Origin of the sequence: Rathayibacter sp. VKM Ac-2927 (genome assembly GCF_022815525.1) — a bacterium.
GTDB lineage: Bacteria > Actinomycetota > Actinomycetes > Actinomycetales > Microbacteriaceae > Rathayibacter > Rathayibacter festucae.
In genome coordinates this window covers 164,637-183,018 of record NZ_JALGRT010000004.1, presented here as the reverse complement: position 1 = coordinate 183,018, position 18,382 = coordinate 164,637, and the positions used below count along the sequence as shown (strand labels likewise).

Here is an 18,382-nt window from a genome sequence, read left to right as displayed (position 1 = left end):
CGTATCGAGATCCACCGACGTCTGAGGATGGGTCTCGATACGCCCCTGCGGGGCTGCTCGACCAGCAGGGAGCGCTCGCTGCTCACGCCCGCGATGCGCCGCCCGCCTCCTCGTCCGCGAGGCGCTGCAGGACGCGCTCCGAGGCCGCGGACATCTCGGACGGGACCTCGAGGGCGGTGAGGTACTCGACGACGGAGGTCATCTCGTGGCTGCGGCGGACAGCGTGCTTGCGGCTGCCGGTCTCGTAGCGGTCGATCTTGGCCTCGACGTCGCCGGAGAGCTGGGCGGCGATCTGCTCGCGGATCCACGGCTCGCAGCCGGCGGCGCGGCCGGCGGTGACGGCCTCCACGACGACCGCGGCGAGGCTCTTCATCAGCACGCTCCGGAGCAGCTTGCGCGAGGTCGCGACGCCGGCCGGGCCGTCGATCCGCTCGACCTCGGCGCCGAGCGACGACAGCCAGGCCTCGACGTCGGCCGCCGCGGCGCCGCTGACGATGGTCTCGGTCCGCGCGCCCTTCGCGGGCACGGGGCCGAGGATCGCGACGTCCGCGAAGCGGGCGCCCGCGGCGTCGATCACCCGCTCGACCGCCTCCATCGTGGCGGGGGAGGCGGTGGTGAAGTCGGCGTAGACGGCGCCCGCGCGCAGGTGCGGGGCGGCGTCGGCCGCGATCCGCTCGCTCAGCGACGCCGCCGTCAGCACGACGACGAGGTCGGCGGAGGAGACGGCGCCCGCCAGGTCAGCCGTCCGCTCCACCCCCTCGGGAGTGCCGGGAGCGGCCGGGTCGTAGCCCGAGACCGTGTCCCCGTGGGCGGCGGCCGCCGCCGCGTAGAGGGCTCCGGCCTCGCCGAGTCCGATGAATCCGATGCGCATCGCGCGTCCTTCCTTCGCCGGACGCTCGCGCTCCGGCTGATCAGCGCTGGAGGGCGTTCGCCGCTCGGCGCAGTTCTGGCACCTGCGCCTCGAGGTGGGCGCGGGGGGTGGTCTCGAGGGGGCCCGAGGCCGAGATCGCGGCGATCACGTCACCGGCAGCGCCCCCGAGGGGCACGCTCACGGCGGCGACGCCGGTCTCGCGTTCGTTGATGGAGATGTGGAAGCCGTCGCGGCGGACCTGCGCGAGCTGCTCGCGCAGCTCGCGGGCCGTGACCCGCTCGCCGGCCGCGGTGTCGGTGTCGCCGAGCCCCTCGAGGATCCGGTCGCGCTCGTCCTCCGGCAGGGCGGCCAGGATGTTCTTCCCGGCGCCCACGTGCAGCGGGAGCCGCCGGCCGAGCGGGAGCTGGTAGCGCAGCGGGTCCTGCCCGTCGACGCGGACGGTGAGGATCCGCGAGTCGCCGATCCGCGCGTAGAGCGAGGCGGTCAGGCCCGTGCTGCCCGCCAGCTGCTGCAGCACCGGCCGGGCCCGGGCGATCAGCGGGTCGGTCGCGAGGTAGCTGTGCCCCATCCCGAGCGCCGCCGGCCCCAGCCGGTAGAGCCCGTTCTCGGTGGCGACGAGGCCGCGGTGCTGCAGCGAGCCGAGGATCCGCAGCACGGTCGCGTTCTGCAGCCCGGAGCCGCGGCTCAGCTCGACCAGCCGCAACGGGGAGTCGCTGCGCTCGAGGAGCTCGAGCAGGTCGAGCGCGCGGTCGACGCTGCGCACGGTCGAGGCGGACGCGTCCGCGGGAGTCTGGGCCATGGCCACCATTGTCCCGGGCCGCGGCGCTGACGTCCGCTGCCCCGGCGTCCCCGGCGGCGGTCCCGTCCCCGGTCACGGCCCCGCCAGGATGCTCTTCCGAGTCGCGGTCTCCGTGGCGTGCTTGGCCTCCGCCCGCTCCAGCACGGCCTCGGCCTCGCCGCGCGGGACGACCGCCAGGCCGTCGGAGTCGCCGAGCACGAGGTCGCCGGGGGAGACCACGACCGAGCCGATCGCGACGGGCACGCCGAGCCGGAACGGTCCGTTCTTGTAGGGGCCGGCCGGGCTGACCGCGCGGGCGAACGCCGGGAAGCCCATCTCCTCGAGGTCGTCGACGTCGCGCAGCGCCCCGTCGATCACGATGCCGATGCAGCCGACCTTGCGCAGCCGCTCGCCGATCAGCTCGCCGACGAGCGCGCGGTCCTGCACGCCGTGGCCGTTGACGACGAGGACGTCGCCGGGGCTGAGCCGGCCGATCGCCTCGTGGATGCCCGCGTTGTCGCCGCCGGCGACCTCCACCGTGAAGGCGGGGCCGGCCAGTCGGGCGCCGCGCCAGACGGGGCGGATCGCGGCGTCGACGACGCCGAGGCGGTCCATCGAGTCGCCGACGTTGGCGACGGGCAGGGCGGCGAAGCGCTCGAGGAGGGTCTTCGGTGCCGCGGCGTTCTGAGAGGGCTCGTTCTCGGTCATGTCGTTCTCGTTCCGTGTCGAGGGGGCGCCGCCTAGTCGGCGGGCTTCCAGCCGTGGGCGTAGGAGAGGAGGAGGGTCCAGATGCCGAGGACGCCGGCGACGCCGAACGTCCACGGGCTGAGCGCGGCGGAGGCGCCGGCGATGAGGGTGCCGTTCACGACGACCAGGCCGGCGATCTGCAGCAGGACGAGGATCGTGCCGAGCACGAGCATCGTGACGAGGAGGACCACGAAGACGGTGGTCATCAGCGAGATGACGCGCTGACGGCCGGGGCCGTGCGGGGAGTCGCGGGGGGCGGTTTCTTCGGACATCAGTGTCTCCAGGACGAGGGCGGGAAAGCGGCGGCGGGGCGGACGCGGGAGCGGGTGCAGGCGCGCATCAGTGCGGCACCGGCAGCCAGCCCGGCCCGATGAGGGCGGCGATGAGCAGGATCGGGAGGACGTAGAGGACGATCAGCGGGACGAACGTCTTCACCGGGTTCACCTGGGCGATGCCGGTCGCGATGTAGATCGCGGCGGCACCGGGCGGGGAGGCGCCCTCGGTGGAGGCGGCGACGAGGACGACGCACGCCGCGAGCACCGGGTCGACGCCCGAGGCGACGAGGACGCTGAAGCCGATGCCGCCGATCGTCGCGATGGTCGCGGTCGAGCTCAGCGGCCCGGCGACCAGGACGACCATCACGGCGACGATCACCGACATCACGACGGGCGAGGCGTTCAGCCCGTTCAGCACGCTGGAGAGCTGCTCCGCGAGCCCGAGCTCGGTGAGCACCGCGCCGCCGGCGAAGGCGAAGACCAGGGTCGCGCCGATGTCGCGGTAGCGGGGCGCGGTCTTCGCGACGAAGCCGTACCACTCCCGGCCCGACTTCGGCAGGCCGCGCCAGCCCAGCGCGGCGGCGAAGAGGCCGAGCAGCACGGGGATCCAGACGATGATGCTGATCGCGTCCATCACGTCCGCGCCGAGCACGCCGGTCAGCGCCTCGCCGGTGGGGCCGAGGGTGACGACGACGGGGATGATGATGCCGAGGAAGACGAGCAGCGAGGTCCAGCCGCGGCGGAACGACTTGGCGAACGGCAGGATGTCGGCGGCGGCGACCCGGCCGATCTTGTACTTGCGCACGAAGTAGAAGACGACGATCAGGCGCCAGAGGATGCACCAGGCGGCGGCGGCGAACATCGCGAGCAGCAGCTGGTCGATCGAGATGTACGGCGCGACGGTGGCGGTGCCGATCAGGATGAAGAACGAGGCGCTCGGCGGGATGACGGTGCCGTTGCCCGCGTTCCCGGCGATCAGCGTCGCGGCCACGTGCGGCGGCCAGTTCGAGCGCTTCATCCACGGGATCGCGACCGAGCCCATGGTCGCCGCGTTGGCGGATCCGGAGTGCGCGACCGCGCCGAACAGCGCCGAGCCGACGGTGGCGACGTAGCCCGCGCCGCCGAGGAGGCGGCCGAGCAGCGAGTTCAGCAGGTCGACCTGCCGGTCGATGACGCCGGTGGAGGCGAGCAGGAAGCCGATGAAGGTGAAGGCCAGCGCGGCGAACACGATCTCCTGATCGAAGGCGGCCTGCATGCCGACCAGGACCAGGCGGAGGAAGTCGCCGCCGCCGAAGGCGCAGACGACCAGGAAGCCGACCACCATGGCCTCGCCGATGCCGCGCTTGAGCGCGACGCTCCAGATCACGATGACCGCGATGTACGCGATGAGGGCCCAGACAGCCAACCCCATGGGGTGTTCCTTCCGCTCGTCGTTGAGGGATGCGGAGTTCACTAGGTGAACTCAAAGTTCGTTTTGACGAGTATGGAGGGCTGGGGCGGGAGGGGTCAAGTCGGAGGGCTGGCGCTGGAGGAGGGCGATGTGCCTGAGGAAGGGCGCGCAGCGCCGCGGGAATCAGGCGACGGTGGCTCGACCGGCGGCGGCGGCGGCGGCGACCGCGCACTGCGCACTGAGACGTTCAAGAAGACCGCCCGGCTCGGCGTCGCTGAGAGCCCCGGTGCCCCAGTGAGTCCGCTGCACCGGGAACTGGATGCTCTCTGCCTCGTTCGAAGACATGATTCTGCTGACCGCCGACCCGCGGTGCTGTACATCGACTTCCCTCGTCACCCCCGCGACCACGGCCGCTCCCGGTGCCGTGATCACGACGTCGGACACTTCAGCAGTACGGGTCGCGGCCTCACCGTCGTGCTCTCCTCCGGCTCCCGAGCCGGCCTGGCCGGCACCAGGTCCCGGTACCACGATTCCAAGGAGCACGTCGGCGCGATCAACGCCTCCAGCACCGCCTAGTACGCGAGCAGCAGACCGACGAGCACTGCACCCGGCCCGTCGTGACGGCCGTGCCTCCGCCTGGAATGCAGTCGTCGACGGACGTCGACGTGCAACAGGACGCGACTCGGTCCTTCCGTTCGCGTCGAGGGTGCCGACGCTCAGCCCGGCTGATGCACGTGGATGTCGCTGCTCGACGTCACGCCGTTGAACTCGAGATACAGCTGCCCCTCGACGACCGACACGGTCAGCGAGTTGCGGCGCTCGAGTACCGCGACCGCGGCATCCAGGAACCCGTGGTCGAAGCTCTGCACGGTGATCTGCTCGGGCTGGTGGACTCGCTTGCCGGACCACGCCGCGATCACCTTCTCCGGGTCGCGATGCGTGTAGACCGTCGTGCGGTCGGCCAGCCTGCTCCCGAAGTGCAGTCGCTCGGCATCCGGCGCGCCCACCTCGATCCACGTGGTCAACCTGCCGGTGAGATCACGGACCAGCACCGCCGGCTCGGTCGCCGTCGACGAGATCCCCTCGCTGAAGGTGATCCCCTCCACGTATTCGAGGCAGTAGGCGAGCACGCGCGTCATCATGAACACGTCGGTCTCGGAAGGGTGCCGAGCGGCCCGCAGCGTGATGTCCTCGTAGACGCCGCGGTCCACATCGGCCAGCTGTATCGCGAAGTTGTACATCACTGCGCCGGCTGCCATGCGTGCGAGCCTATGTCCTCTCGCTCATCGAGCTCCGGTCTCGGCTTCACACTCGACCGCACCTTCACGCTCGATGCGGACACCACGGTCGCGACCACGGGTGTCGACGGAACGACGATCCAGGGAGCGGTGGTGACACTCGGAGACCACCGAGTCGAGCTGCTGCAGTACGACCCCCCTCGGTCGGCTCGAGCAGCCGGCTCACCCGCGGACATCGGCACGGTGCACATCGCGCTGACGGTCTCGGACCTCGACCGGGTGCTGGGCCTGGGTGCTGCGCACGGTTGGCGGCCGGTCGGTCCGCCCCACCGGATGACCAGCGGCGCCCGAGCGGGTACGCGCATCGTCTACCTCGAGGGTGCGCTCGGCGGCTTCCTCGAACTGATCGCGCCACCGCGACTTCCCTAGCGCGAGTCTGAGGGGCTGAGCTGCAGGAGGGCGGCGGCGCGCAATCGCGCGACGCCGCCCCGAGGGATCAGGCGATGGCGGCGATCAGGCGATGGCAGCGCGCAGCGCGGCAGCCGCCGCACCCACGTCGGGCGCCCCGTAGATCGCGCCGCCCGCGACGGCGACCACGGCGCCCGAGCGCTGCACCGACTCGATGGTGGCGGTGCTCACGCCGCCCGCGACCGAGAACGGGACGCCCGAGGCCTCGCCGTCGCGCAGCAGCGTCTCGAAGGTGAAGCCCTCCTCGGCCTGCTCGTCGAGGCCGGCGTGCATCTCGACGAACTCGGCGCCGAGCGCGACGACCTCGCGGGCGCGGGCGGCCTTGTCGGGGACGCCGATCAGGTCGACGACGACGCCCTTGCCGTGCTTCTTGCCGGCGGCGATCGCGCCGGCGATGGTGCTGTCGCCGGCGACGCCGAGGACGGTCACCAGGTCGGCGCCGGCCTTGAAGGCCATGTCGGCCTCGAGCTCGCCGGCGTCCATCGTCTTGAGGTCGGCGAAGACCGTCTTGTCGGGGTGCGCCTCCTTGACGGCGGTGATGGCCGAGAGGCCGGCGCTCTTGATCAGCGGGGTGCCGAGCTCGAGGATGTCGACGTGCGGGGCGGCCACGGCGGCGAGCTCGAGGGCGGCGTCGGTGCTGAGGGTGTCCATGGCGAACTGGAGCTTCACGGGGTGCTTCTTCCTGTCGAGGTGGGGGTATGGAGGAGAGTGGGGTCGGTCGTCATTCGAGGTTCGCGTGGCGCGGCCAGAGCTCGTCGGCGCTCGCGCCGCCGCGCTTCCAGAGCGCGTGGAACAGGGCGTCGCCGGTGAGCACGACGACCTGCTCGAAGAGCCCGCCGGAGTACTGCGCCGAGGCCGCGCCCGAGCGGTCGAGCTTGTCGGCGGCCGGCACGATCACGACGGCGGAGGCCAGCTCGGCCAGCGGGGATCCGGCGGCGGTGGTGATCGCGGCGACCCGCGCGCCGGCGTCGACGGCGGACTGCGCGGCGCGCACGATGCCGCCGGTGGTGCCGGAGCCGCTCGCGGTGAGCAGCACGTCGCCCTCGCGGATCGCGGGGGTGGTGACGTCGCCGACCACGTGCACGACGAGACCGAGGTGCATCAGCCGCATGGCGGTCATCCGCAGCGCGAGGCCGGAGCGGCCGGCGCCGTGCACGAAGACGCGCTCGGCGTCCGCGAGCAGCTCGGCGACGGGCTCGAGGCGGTCGGTCGTGAGCGCGGCGGTCGCCTTCGAGACCTCGGCGACGATCGCGGCGAGGGCCTGGGCGGGGTCGGTGGTGACGTCGGTGGATGCGGGCATGTGGCCAGCCTGCGCGTGGGGGACACCGGCTCCCACCACCCGATGAGACGGTTCCGCCTACCCGATCGGGTGGGTGGCGCCGTGTGCGGGTAGGCCGGGTAGGTTCGAGGGATGGAGCCCGCCGAGACCGCCGCCGAGACCCCCGCCTCCCGCTCGCTGCTGCAGCAGCACGCGCGCACCGTCGCCGAGCAGGCCGACCGGCACGCGGTGGCGCTGGAGTCGGTGCTCGCCGCCCTGCGCGCCGAGCGCCTGGACGACCGGGCGGCCCGCACCGTCGCGATCGACATCGCCGCGAACGCGCTGGTCGAGCTGCGCACCGCCTCCGACGAGCAGCGCAGCGCGATGCTCGAGCCGGTGGTCGGAGCGTTCGCCCGGCTGCGGCGCGACCTGAGCCCGCTGGTGCGGTTCGGCGATCTCGACGTGCAGTTCGTCGAGCCGCCGGCGACGGGACGCGCGCTGCCCGGCGAGGTCGCGCACGCGGCGCGCGCGATCGTGCGGAGCGCGGTGCTGGCCTTCGTGGAGTCGGAGCAGACGCGGCGGGTGCGGATCCAGTGGGACTGCGACGGGCTGAACCTGCTGGTCGAGATCCGCGACGACGGCCGCGGCGAGCTGACCACCCGCGACGAGGCGCTGCGCCCGATCGCGGAGCGCGTGCGCGGCCTCGACGGCGAGCTGTCGATCGCGTCGACGGCGGGCTGGGGCTCGACCCTGTCGATCCGCCTGCCGCTCGACCCGCCGGCTCAACCGGACGGGCTCGACGTCGCCGAGCTGAGCGCCCGCGAGCGCGAGGTGCTGAACCTGATCACACTCGGCGCCTCGAACCAGCGGATCGCGGACGACCTCGGGATCAGCGGCAACACCGCGAAGTTCCACGTGTCGAACCTGCTGCGCAAGGCCGGCGCGCACAACCGGGCGGAGCTGGCCGCCCTGGCCCGGTGACGCGCGCCGACCTCGCGGGACCGTCGGCGGGTCAGCCGATCAGCTCGGCGACGGTGTAGCCGAAGAGGGCGCCGTCGGCGTCCTCCGCCTCGACGCCCGCGTAGACGAAGCCGAACGGGTTGTCGCCGCCGACGATCGCGTTGTAGACGCCGCGGACCTCGAAGCGGCCGGTCGCCGGGTCGACCGCGACGTAGCGGCCGGCGTCGCGGCGCAGGTCGACGCGTCCCTCGCTCACCTCGGAGAAGTTGAGGAAGACCTTGGCCGGCAGCGGGCCGCGGGAGATGGTGACGACACCGGTCAGCACCGGGAACTCGACCCGGTCGCCGGCGCGGGTGCCGCGGTACTGGACCGGCGTGAAGGCGATGGTGCCGGTGATCGGGCCCTTGTCGGCCTCGGGGGCGGTCGAGGCGGCGGCGGCCGGCGTGGCGATCGCGACGGCGATCACCGGGACCGACCAGGCGGCGCCGGAGAGGACGCTGCGGCGGGGCAGGGCGGGCGAGGTGGGCAGAGTTGGCAGGGTGGAGCGCAGGCGGGTGTCGTTCATCAGGGTGTCCTTGGGGGTGAGGTGCGCCGGCCAGGGCGCTCCGGAAGGAGGCGGGCCGGCGGCGGGCGTGAGAGCGGCGGGGCAGCGCCGCACGCGAGGTGCGCCGCTCGGGATGCCCGTGCCACTCAGGTCTTCGTCACGACGGCAGTTTCGGGTTGCCTGTCGCGACAACCGACTGTCTCACACCCTGCATGCGTATGCATAGACCTTCTCCGGCAACTGTCGGGTTTCGACGTGCCGACGGCTCGGGCCGTCTGCATGCCGATCGAGCAGCCCGCGGAGCGAGCCTCCCGGCTGATGGGTAGCCCGCGCAGCGGGCCTCCACGCCTTGCCCGCGGGGACGGGCCCATGCCGATCGAGTAGCCCGCGCAGCGGGCGTATCGAGATCCACCACCGCCCGAAGGCGAGTCCGCAGTCCCGCCCTGCTGACGACGTCGGGTCTCGATACGCCCCCGCGGGGCTACTCGACCAGCATGTACGGCGAGTGGACCCGGAACGGGGTCCTGCTGGAGCGCAGGGCCCAGTAGGCGTCCACTCGCGTAGGTCGGCGCTCGTGAGTGGACGCGGGCGGGGGCCTGCTCGCGGCGCGAGCCCCATCGCGGGTCCGCTGGCGAAAGCATGCCGATCGAGGTGCCCGCGCAGCGGGCCCCCATGCTGATCGAGCAGCCCGCGGAGTGGGCGTCTCGAGATCCATCGCCGTCAGAACGCGAGTCTGCAGACCCGCCCTGCTGGCGATGTTCGGTCTCGATACGCCCCTTCGGGGCTACTCGACCAGCATGTTCGGGCGGGCGCAGGTCTCGATCCGGGGGTCAGCGCCTCGCCGGTGCTTCCCTCCGCCTGCACGCGCCTGCTACGGTGCCTGAACCGGTTAAGTAAACCGGTTCAGACGCGGACTCGACGACGAGCAGGAGGCACGGCCATGGCGGCACGACCGACGATCCTCGACGTCGCCCGCGCGGCCGGCGTCAGCAAGGCGCTCGTCTCCTTCGCGCTGAACGACCGGCCGGGCGTCTCGCCGGAGTCGCGCGAGCGGATCCTCCGCGTCGCCGCCGACCTCGGCTACCGGCCCAGCCTCACCGCCCGCTCGCTGTCGACCAGCGTCTCCTTCGCCGTCGGGCTCGTGGTCGCCCGCGACCCCGAGGTCATCGCCGCCGACCCGTTCTTCCCGGCCTTCATCTCGGGGGTCGAGCGGGTGCTCGCCGAGCACGGCCGGGTGCTGGTGCTCAGCGTCGTCGACCCGGGCGCCTCGGAGGAGGCGGTCTACCGCACCCTCGCGGCCGACCGCCGCGTGGACGGCGTCTTCCTCAGCGACCTGCGCGAGGCCGACGCCCGCCCGGCGCTGCTGGCCGAGCTCGGCCTGCCCGCGGTCACGCTCGGCCGCCTCGACGGCTCGAGCTCGCCCGCGGTGGTGATGGACGACACCGCCGGCATCACCGGCGCCGTGCAGCACCTCGCCGAGCTCGGCCACCGCCGCATCGCGCACGTCGCCGGCTCCGGTCACCTGCTGCACTCCCTCCGCCGCCGCGAGGCGTTCGAGCGCGCCTGCGCCGACGCCGGCCTCGAGCCGGGTCCCGTCGTCGTCACGGACTTCAGCGCCGGCCAGGGCGCGAGCGCCACCGAGACCCTGCTCGACTCCGCCGTGCCGCCCACCGCGATCGTCTTCGCCAACGACCCGATGGCCATCGCCGGCCTCGGCGTCGCGCACACCCGCGGGCTGCGCCTGCCGGACGACCTCTCGATCACCGGCTTCGACGACTCCGAGATCGCCGCGCACGTCTACCCCTCGCTGACCTCGGCCCGCACGCGCCCCGCGCGCTGGGGCGAGGCGGCCGCGCGGACCCTCCTCGACCTGATCGAGAACGGCACCGCCCCCGACGTCGACCTCGAGCCCGCAGGACTCGTGGTCCGCCACTCGACCGCGCCACCGCGGTCCCGACCCACCGACACCCCGAACACCTGACCCGCCGAACACCTGACGCGCCTGCGCACCGCCGCGCACGCGCAGAACAAGGAGAACACCATGGCCTCGATGAAGAGACGCTGGCTGACCGGAGTGGGCATCGCCTCGCTCGCGACCCTCGGACTGACCGCCTGCAGCGGCGGTGGGGGAGGCGCCTCCACCGACCTGACCGCGACCGGCCCGATCACCATCTGGTACTCGAACAACGAGCAGGAGGTGCAGTGGGGCAAGTCGATGGTCGACGCCTGGAACGCCGACCACCCCGACGAGCAGATCACCGGCCAGGAGATCCCGGCCGGCAAGAGCAGCGAGGAGGTCATCGGCGCCGCGATCACCGCCGGCAACGCGCCCTGCCTCGTCTTCAACACGGCGCCCAGCGCGGTCGGCCAGTTCGAGCGCCAGGGCGGACTCGTGAACCTGTCCGAGTTCGAGGACGGCGTCGACTACATCGAGACCCGCAGCGGCGACCTCGCCGAGCAGTACCAGAACGCCGACGGCGAGTACTTCCAGATGCCGTGGAAGAGCAACCCGGTCGTCATCTTCTACAACAAGGACATCTTCACCGCGGCCGGCCTCGACCCGGAGAACCCCTCGCTCGCCACCTACGACGAGTTCACCGCCACCGCGAAGACCCTCGTCGAGTCCGGAGCCGCGCCCGCCGCGATCCAGCCCGCGCCGACCAGCGAGTTCTTCCAGACCCAGTTCGACTTCATGCCGCTCTACGCCGCGGCGACCGGAGGGACGGGGCTGGTCGAGGACGGGAAGGCCACCTTCGCCGACGACGCCGGCTACCAGGTCGCCGACTTCTGGAAGAGCCTCTACGACCAGGGCCTCGCCGGCCGCGAGCAGTACCAGGGCGACGCGTTCGCCGACGGCCAGGCCGCGATGTCGATCGTCGGCCCGTGGGCGGTCTCGGTCTACGACGACCTGAACTGGGGCTCCGTCTCCGTGCCCACCCCCGACGGCACGCCCGCCGAGGACACCTGGACCTTCAGCGACGCGAAGAACGTCGGCCTCTACTCCGCCTGCGAGAACAAGGGCACCGCCTGGGACGTCCTGAAGTTCGCCACCAGTGAGGAGCAGGACCGCTCGCTGCTGGAGACCACCGGCCAGATGCCGCTGCGCACCGACCTGCAGACCACCTACGCCGACTACTTCGAGGCCAACCCCGCCTACCAGCGCTTCGGCGACCAGGCCAGCCGCACCATCGAGGTGCCCTCGGGCCCGAACACCGTGCAGATGCTGCAGGCGATCCGCGACGCCTGGGGCAAGACCGTGATCTTCGGCGACGGCGACGTGCAGTCGGCGCTCGACGGGGCGGCGGAGACCGTCACCGGGCTCGCCGGCCAGCAGTGACACGCCGGACGGCAGTGAGATGACGACTCTCGCCCCGAAGGCTCCGGCGTCGCAGGGCGCCGGAGCCCCGCGGCCCCAGGACAAGCGGAGCCTGCTCCGCCGCGTCCTCGGTCCGCAGCCGTTCGGGCTGCTGCTCGGCAGCCCCTACCTGCTGTTCGTGCTCGCGGTCTTCGCGTTCCCGGTCGGCTACTCCGTCTACATCGCCTTCCACGACTTCTTCTTCGCGGCCCCCGGCGTGCAGGTCGAGCGCCCGTTCGTCGGCTTCGACAACTTCGTCACCGCGTTCTCGAGCCCGCAGGTCATCCGCTCCTTCGGCAACATCGGGATCTTCCTGGTGATCAACGTGCCGCTGACGGTGGTGCTCTCGCTGCTGCTCGCCTCGGCGCTGGACAAGGTCGTGCACCTGCGCACGTTCCTCCGGGTCAGCTTCTACGTGCCCTACGTCACCGCGAGTGTCGCGGTCGTCGGCGTCTGGCTGTTCCTCTTCAACGGGAACGGACTCGTGAACAGCCTGCTCGGGCCGCTCGCGCCGGACCCGTCCTGGCTGATCAACGACAAGCTCGCGATGCCGATCATCGCGCTCTACGTCACCTGGAAGCAGCTCGGCTTCTACATCCTGCTGTACCTGGCGGCGCTGCAGAACGTGCCGAAGGAGCTCTACGAGTCGGCGTCGACCGACGGCGCGGGCCGCATCCGGCAGTTCTGGTCGGTGACCGTGCCGAGCGTGCGGCCGGCGACCCTGCTGGTGCTGCTCGTCTCCACCGTGACCGGCGCGAACCTCTTCACCGAGCCCTACCTGCTCACCGGCGGCGGCGGGCCCAACGGCGCCTCCGCCTCACCCGTGCTGCTGATGTACCAGCTGGGCATCCAGCAGGGGCAGCCCGACGTGGCCTCGGCCATCGGCGTCGTGCTGGTGCTGCTCGTGCTCGTCATCGCCTACCTGCAGAACCGCTTCGCCGGGGAGAGGAACTCATGAGCACGCTCGCCAGTGCCGGAGGCGCGACCTCCGCGGTTCCCGCCGCCGCCGCCCCGCCGACCCGGCGGAAGCGCCCGGCCTCGAGCCGATCGGCCGTGATCCTGCGCGGCGTCGTGCTCGCGCTCGGCGCGATCGTCTTCCTGTTCCCCTTCTACTACATGGTGATCGGCTCGCTGCAGACCGACCCCGACCCCACCCTGGCCGGGGCGATCCCGGAGGCGGGCAACCTCACGCTCGACAACTACGTCAACGTCAACGAACGGATCAACCTGCTCACCGGGTTGATCAACTCGGGGATCTTCACCGGCGGCGTCCTGCTCTGCACGATCGTCTTCGGGGTGCTGGCGGGCTACGCGCTCGCGATGCTCGAGTGGCGCGGCCGGAACGCCGTGTTCGCGCTCGCGCTGCTGGTGCAGGTCATCCCGTTCCAGCTGCTGCAGATCCCGCTCTACGTGCTGATCGCCCGCGACTACGGGCTCGCGGACAGCCACCTGGGCATGATCCTGCCGTTCGCCATCAACTCGACGGCGGTGATCATCTTCCGGCAGTACTTCCTGCAGCTGCCCAAGGAGCTGTTCGAGGCCGCGCGGATCGACGGGGCGGGCGAGATCAAGCTGCTGTGGAACATCGCGCTGCCGCTCGTGCGCCCCGCGCTCGTCACGGCCGTGCTGCTCACCTTCATCGGCCCCTGGAACGAGTTCCTCTGGCCGTTCCTGATCACGAAGGACGCGTCGCTGCAGCCGCTCGCCGTGTCCCTCGCCAACTACATCTCCAACGTCGCGTCGTCGACCGACAACCCGTTCGGCGCGATCCTCGCGGGCGCCGTCGTGCTGGCCGCCCCCGTCGTCGTGCTCTTCATCGTGTTCCAGCGCTACTTCGTCTCGACGGATCTCGGATCCGGAGTGAAAGGATGACCATGACTCCCACCCCCGGCACCACCACCGCCACCACCCGCACCGCCGTCCCCTACCGCCTCGAGCGCGTCGGCGTCGTGATGGAGCCGCTCCCCGGCGAGCCGCTCGAGGCCGAGGGGGTGCTCAACCCCGGCAGCGGACGCGGACCCGACGGCGAGCTGTACCTCCTGCCCCGGATGGTCGCCGCCGGCAACGTCTCGCGGATCGGCCTGGCCCGCGTGCTCGTCGAGGACGGCGTGCCCGTCGGCGTCGAGCGCCAGGGCGTCGTGCTGGCGCCTGACCGCGCCTTCGAGCGCGGGGCGACGCACTCCGGCGTCGAGGATCCGCGGGTCACCTTCATCGAGGCGCTGGGCCTGCACGTGATGACCTACGTCGCGTACGGGCCGCTCGGGCCGCGGACGGCGCTCGCCGTCTCGGAGGACCTGCGCGAGTGGCGGCGCCTCGGCCCGGTGACCTTCGCCTACGACGACGACCTCGACATCGACCTCGGGCTCTTCCACAACAAGGACACGGTGTTCTTCCCCGAGATCGTCGCGGCGCCGGACGGCACGCGCTCGTTCGCGGTGCTGCACCGGCCGATGTGGGACCTCGGCGAGACCCGGCCGGGGGAGGGCGTGCGGCTGCCCGCCGGCGTCGACGACCCGCGGCAGAGCATCTGGATCAGCTACGTGCCGGTCGACGAGGTGGACCGCGACCTGGCGAACCTGACCCGCTGGACCCGGCACCGCTTCGTCGCGGGCCCCGAGTTCGCCTACGAGGAGCTGAAGATCGGCGGCGGCCCCGTGCCGCTGCGGGTGCCCGAGGGCTGGCTGCTGCTGCACCACGGCGTCACCGGCACCATCGACAGCGCCTTCTCGCAGCAGCAGCACGTCAACTACGCGGCCGGCGCCATCCTCCTCGACGCCGACGACCCCTCGAAGGTGATCGCCCGCACCTCCGAGCCGCTGCTCGAGGCCGAGACGGAGGAGGAGCGCAGCGGCATCGTCCCCAACGTCGTCTTCCCCACCGCCATCGAGGAGATCGACGGCCGCCACTACGTCTTCTACGGCATGGCCGACTCCAAGATCGGCGCGGCCCGCCTGCTCCGCACGGACGAGTAGGCGCGGAGGAGCCCGCGTGGCGGGCGCCGTTTCATGCTGATCGAGTAGCCCGCTCCGCGGGCGTATCGAGATCCACCGTCCTGCAGGCGCCGGGTCTCGATACGCCCCTCCGGGGCTACTCGACCAGCATGCAGTCGCCCCTCCGAGCCCCGCATGCGATCGCCCCTCCGAGCCCCGCGGGCGATGCCCCTCCGAGCCCGCGCCGCGGGCGCCTATTCATGCTGATCGAGTAGCCCGCGCAGCGGGCGTATCGAGATCCCCCACCCCCAGCCACCACCCCCCTTCAAGGAGAGAGTTCAATGACGAACTTCAGACCCCGCGCCGCCGCCGTCCTGGCCGCGACCGCCCTCGTCGCCGGAGGCCTCGCCGTCGGCGCGGCCCCCGCCCAGGCCGCCGAGCCGCTGACCAACACCGCGCACCTCGACTTCCTGCTCGACACCGCCACGCCGGAGCCCCAGCCCGGCCACAGCACCTACCGCCTCGCCGAGGAGCCGGATCTCGTACTCCCGTGGACCTACGCCGACGCCCGCGACGGCGGCACCTTCGAGCGCGTCGGCGGCGGCCCACTCGACCCGGCGACCGGCGACTGGGCGCAGGGCGCCTACAACACCGACGACGTCTCCCGCGCCGCCGTCGTCTACCTCCGGCACTGGCAGCAGACCGGCTCGACGGCGAGCCGCGACAAGGCCTACGAGACCCTCCGCTCGCTCGCCTACTTCCAGACCACTGACGGCGACGACGCCGGCAACGTCGTCCTCTGGATGCAGCCCGACGGCGAGCTGAACCCCAGCGCCGAGCCCGTCGAGCTGCCCGACCCGAGCGACTCCGAGGACAGCTACTGGCTCGCCCGCACCCTCTGGGCGCTCGGCGAGGGCTACGCCGCGTTCCAGGACGAGGACCCCGACTTCGCCGCCTTCCTGCAGGAGCGTCTCCGCCTCGGCGTCTCCGCCGTCGACCGCGAGGTGCTCACCCGCTACGGCGAGTACGCGGTCGCCGACGGCGTCGACGTGCCCGCCTGGCTGATCGTCGACGGAGCCGACGCCACCGCGGAGGCGCTGCTCGGCCTCTCCGCCTACGTCGTGGCCGCGCCCGACGACGCCGCCGTGCGCGCCAGCACCGCGAAGCTCGCCGAGGGCGTCGCCGCCTACGCCCGCACCACGACGGAAGCGGACACCACCTCCTGGCCGTACGGCGCGATCCTTCCCTGGACGAAGTCGCGCTCGCTCTGGCACTCCTGGTCCTCACAGATGGCGGGCGGCCTGGCCGCCTCGTCCGTCGCGCTCGGCGACGCGTCGCTCCTCGAGCCGGCCGTCGTCGACGCCGCGCGCTTCGCCCCCGAGCTGCTGACCGCCGGCGGCCCGGACAACGGCTGGAACCCGACGCCGACCGACCGCGTGCAGATCGCCTACGGCGCGGACTCCCGGCTGCAGAACTCGCTGGCCCTCGCCGACGCGACCGGCTCCAGCGCCTACACCGACCTCGCCGGCGTGCAGGGCGCCTGGTTCTTCGGGCTCAACCTCAGCAGCGCCCCCGTCTACGACCCGGCGACCGGCGTCACCTACGACGGCGTCCAGGCCGACGGCAGCGTCAACCGCAACAGCGGCGCCGAGAGCACCATCCACGGGCTGCTCTCGATGCTCGCGCTCGACGCCCACCCGTCCGTCGCCGCCCGCGCGACCGCGGTCACGACCCAGGCGAGCCGCGACGGCCTCCGCCTCGTCGAGGCCGAGTCGGCCCGCGGCGGCACGGTCGTCACCCCGGAGTCGGCCTGGACCGGCGAGTCCGGCTGGAGCGGCTCCTACCTGTCGCTCTCGAACTGGCGCCGGTCCGCGACGATCCCCGTCGGCTCCGCGACCCAGGACCGCCTGGTCGAGGCCGTGATCTTCGCCGCCGAGCGCGGCACCGAGAAGACCCCGATCAGCCTCTGGAACTCCGGCCGCCGCCCGCTCGACGTGCTCACCAGCACCGTCGGCGCGCAGGGCGTCACCGAGGCGTCCGGAATCCTGCTGCCGCAGAAGCTGCGGCGCACGCTCCCCGCGAGCTCGACCACCGTCGAGGTCCGCGCCCTGTCCGGCGAGACGAAGCTCGACGCCCTGCTGGTCCGCCCCGTCGTCTCGCGCCTGGTGGTCGTCGGCGACACCGGCCGCACCGAGCTGGTCCGCAACTCGACCGCGACGCCCCAGCCGACCACGGTCGACGGCACCGGCACCCTCCGCGTCTACGCGCAGGACGGCACCCTCGTGAGCGAGTCGCCCGCCACGGGTGCGACCCCGGTCACCCTCCCCGCCCAGGGCTTCGCGATGCTCCTCGGCTGACGCGCCCGCCGCAGCATGCTGATCGAGTAGCCCGCTTGCGGGCGCATCGAGATCCCGCGCGATCGGTGCGACACGACATCAGCCGAGACGCGCACTCATCGCCCATCGCGGTCGAGCGGCCCCCTCAGCTGATGTTCTGCACGGCCGGAGCGTTGCAGCCCGGGGCCCGCCTCCGTCCTGCTGCTCGCCCCGCCCACCGGGCGGCCCCCATTCCTCAGAAGTTGCGGTAGTCGCGCTCGACTACCGCAACTTCTGCGTTGTCGACGCGGCGACAGGCCGGACGCGCGCGTCAGCGGGTGCGGTGCAGCGTCTTCGAGGCGAGGCCGGCGATCGCCGCGCCGAGCACCGGCGCCAGCAGGAACACCCAGACCTGGCCGAGGGCGTCCGGGCCGGCGAAGACGGCGGCCGCGATCGAGCGGGCCGGGTTCACCGAGGTGTTGCTGATCGGGATGCTGATCAGGTGCACGAGGGTCAGGGTGAGGCCGATCGCGATCGGGGCGACGGACTTGTACTCGCTCTTGGAGGTGACGGAGAGGATCACTCCGACGAAGACCGCCGTCAGCACGACCTCGGCCAGGATCACCGCGCCGAGCCCGAAGCCGCCGGGGGAGGCGGCGCCGTAGCCGTTCGAGGCGAAGCCGGAGTCGCGGGCGGCGTCGAAGTAGCCGGCGGGTCCGTCCGCCGCGATCAGTGCGACGACTCCGGCGCCCACGACACCGCCGACGATCTGGGCGACGATGTAGCCGGGGATGTGCCGCCACTCCGTCCGCCCCGCGAGGGCGAAGCCGATCGAGACGGCCGGGTTGAAGTGCCCGCCCGAGATGTGGCCGACGGCGTAGATCCCCGCGACGAGGGTGAGTCCGAAGGCGAGCGCGACGCCGAGGAAGCCGACGCCGAGCGCGTTGCCGCTGTCCGGGAAGGCGGAGGCGAAGATCGCCGTGCCCACGCCGCCCGCGACGAGCAGGAAGGTGCCGAACGCCTCGGACGCGTAGCGCGCCGCGGCGGAGTACTGCTCGGCGTGCTCCTTCCGCTGCTCACTCGTGGTGCGGCTGGCGGGCTTCGGTGACGGCATGGGGGTTCCTCCGCGGGTCGTGGGACGGCCCCGCGGCGCGCGAGGGCAACCGCCACTCCAGCACCCGCCGGCGCCGGGGGAGCCGCGCGCCCAGTCGGCTCTCGGCCGCGCGGCCCCGGAGGCGCCCTGCGCGGCCACC

At 72.5% G+C, this 18,382-nt stretch carries 19 protein-coding genes; 8 read left to right on the top strand and 11 right to left on the bottom strand.

Annotated features, from left to right (window positions below):
* Window positions 1-82 precede the first annotated feature (82 nt).
* From MT353_RS13595 to MT353_RS13565, 7 genes are all read right to left on the bottom strand, one after another.
* Window positions 83-871: an NAD(P)-dependent oxidoreductase gene (locus tag MT353_RS13595; protein ID WP_243624816.1), complete on the bottom strand. Its 789-nt coding sequence runs from the start codon at window positions 869-871 to the stop codon at window positions 83-85.
* A 40-nt stretch (window positions 872-911) separates the two neighbouring features.
* A complete protein-coding gene (locus MT353_RS13590; RefSeq protein ID WP_243599563.1) occupies window positions 912-1,670 on the bottom strand; it encodes an IclR family transcriptional regulator in 759 nt (252 codons plus the stop codon).
* Between the two features lie 72 nt (window positions 1,671-1,742).
* The gene (locus MT353_RS13585) at window positions 1,743-2,357 is read right to left on the bottom strand and encodes a methyltransferase (RefSeq protein WP_243624815.1); all 615 of its coding nucleotides are present in this window, start codon (window positions 2,355-2,357) and stop codon (window positions 1,743-1,745) included.
* 32 nt (window positions 2,358-2,389) lie between these two features.
* A complete protein-coding gene (locus MT353_RS13580) occupies window positions 2,390-2,668 on the bottom strand; it encodes a hypothetical protein (protein WP_132435466.1) in 279 nt (92 codons plus the stop codon).
* Window positions 2,669-2,735: 67 nt separating this feature from the next.
* Window positions 2,736-4,082, bottom strand: coding sequence for a TRAP transporter large permease subunit (locus MT353_RS13575; protein WP_243624814.1), 1,347 nt, complete (start codon window positions 4,080-4,082; stop codon window positions 2,736-2,738).
* A gap of 162 nt (window positions 4,083-4,244) precedes the next feature.
* Entirely contained in the window at window positions 4,245-4,505 is a 261-nt protein-coding gene (locus MT353_RS13570; RefSeq protein ID WP_243624813.1) for a hypothetical protein, read from the bottom strand.
* A gap of 272 nt (window positions 4,506-4,777) precedes the next feature.
* Window positions 4,778-5,320: a YaeQ family protein gene (locus MT353_RS13565; RefSeq protein ID WP_243624812.1), complete on the bottom strand. Its 543-nt coding sequence runs from the start codon at window positions 5,318-5,320 to the stop codon at window positions 4,778-4,780.
* 12 nt (window positions 5,321-5,332) lie between these two features.
* Here MT353_RS13565 and MT353_RS13560 point away from each other — a divergent pair, with 12 nt between their 5' ends.
* Window positions 5,333-5,728, top strand: a complete 396-nt coding sequence (locus MT353_RS13560; RefSeq protein ID WP_243624811.1) for a VOC family protein — start codon at window positions 5,333-5,335, stop codon at window positions 5,726-5,728.
* 84 nt (window positions 5,729-5,812) lie between these two features.
* Here MT353_RS13560 and hxlA read toward each other — a convergent pair whose 3' ends face one another.
* Window positions 5,813-6,436, bottom strand: a complete 624-nt coding sequence (gene hxlA, locus MT353_RS13555) for a 3-hexulose-6-phosphate synthase (RefSeq protein ID WP_243624810.1) — start codon at window positions 6,434-6,436, stop codon at window positions 5,813-5,815.
* Window positions 6,437-6,488: 52 nt separating this feature from the next.
* Window positions 6,489-7,067 (bottom strand): 6-phospho-3-hexuloisomerase, encoded by a 579-nt coding sequence (gene hxlB, locus MT353_RS13550; RefSeq protein WP_132435456.1) that lies wholly within the window; start codon window positions 7,065-7,067, stop codon window positions 6,489-6,491.
* A gap of 111 nt (window positions 7,068-7,178) precedes the next feature.
* Here hxlB and MT353_RS13545 point away from each other — a divergent pair, with 111 nt between their 5' ends.
* Entirely contained in the window at window positions 7,179-8,006 is an 828-nt protein-coding gene (locus tag MT353_RS13545) for a response regulator transcription factor family protein (protein ID WP_243599571.1), read from the top strand.
* Between the two features lie 31 nt (window positions 8,007-8,037).
* Here the strand turns inward: MT353_RS13545 and MT353_RS13540 are convergent, their stop codons facing one another.
* On the bottom strand, window positions 8,038-8,550 hold the full coding sequence (locus tag MT353_RS13540; RefSeq protein WP_243599572.1) for a hypothetical protein: 513 nt from the start codon (window positions 8,548-8,550) through the stop codon (window positions 8,038-8,040).
* A gap of 919 nt (window positions 8,551-9,469) precedes the next feature.
* Here MT353_RS13540 and MT353_RS13535 point away from each other — a divergent pair.
* The 6 genes from MT353_RS13535 (at window position 9,470) to MT353_RS21625 (ending at window position 17,171) form a co-directional block, all read left to right on the top strand.
* A complete protein-coding gene (locus tag MT353_RS13535) occupies window positions 9,470-10,510 on the top strand; it encodes a LacI family DNA-binding transcriptional regulator (RefSeq protein ID WP_243624809.1) in 1,041 nt (346 codons plus the stop codon).
* A 60-nt stretch (window positions 10,511-10,570) separates the two neighbouring features.
* Window positions 10,571-11,866: an extracellular solute-binding protein gene (locus MT353_RS13530; RefSeq protein WP_243585829.1), complete on the top strand. Its 1,296-nt coding sequence runs from the start codon at window positions 10,571-10,573 to the stop codon at window positions 11,864-11,866.
* Between the two features lie 19 nt (window positions 11,867-11,885).
* Window positions 11,886-12,842: a carbohydrate ABC transporter permease gene (locus MT353_RS13525; protein WP_123447429.1), complete on the top strand. Its 957-nt coding sequence runs from the start codon at window positions 11,886-11,888 to the stop codon at window positions 12,840-12,842.
* Window positions 12,839-13,756 (top strand): carbohydrate ABC transporter permease, encoded by a 918-nt coding sequence (locus tag MT353_RS13520; RefSeq protein WP_123447430.1) that lies wholly within the window; start codon window positions 12,839-12,841, stop codon window positions 13,754-13,756. The genes MT353_RS13525 and MT353_RS13520 overlap by 4 nt, the downstream gene beginning before the upstream one ends.
* A 2-nt stretch (window positions 13,757-13,758) precedes the next feature.
* Complete coding sequence (locus MT353_RS13515; RefSeq protein ID WP_243624808.1) at window positions 13,759-14,856, top strand: glycosidase; 1,098 nt, start codon at window positions 13,759-13,761, stop codon at window positions 14,854-14,856.
* Between the two features lie 299 nt (window positions 14,857-15,155).
* Complete coding sequence (locus MT353_RS21625; protein ID WP_279400750.1) at window positions 15,156-17,171, top strand: hypothetical protein; 2,016 nt, start codon at window positions 15,156-15,158, stop codon at window positions 17,169-17,171.
* 289 nt (window positions 17,172-17,460) lie between these two features.
* Here MT353_RS21625 and aqpZ read toward each other — a convergent pair whose 3' ends face one another.
* Entirely contained in the window at window positions 17,461-18,243 is a 783-nt protein-coding gene (aqpZ, locus tag MT353_RS13505; RefSeq protein ID WP_243624807.1) for an aquaporin Z, read from the bottom strand.
* Window positions 18,244-18,382 lie beyond the last annotated feature (139 nt).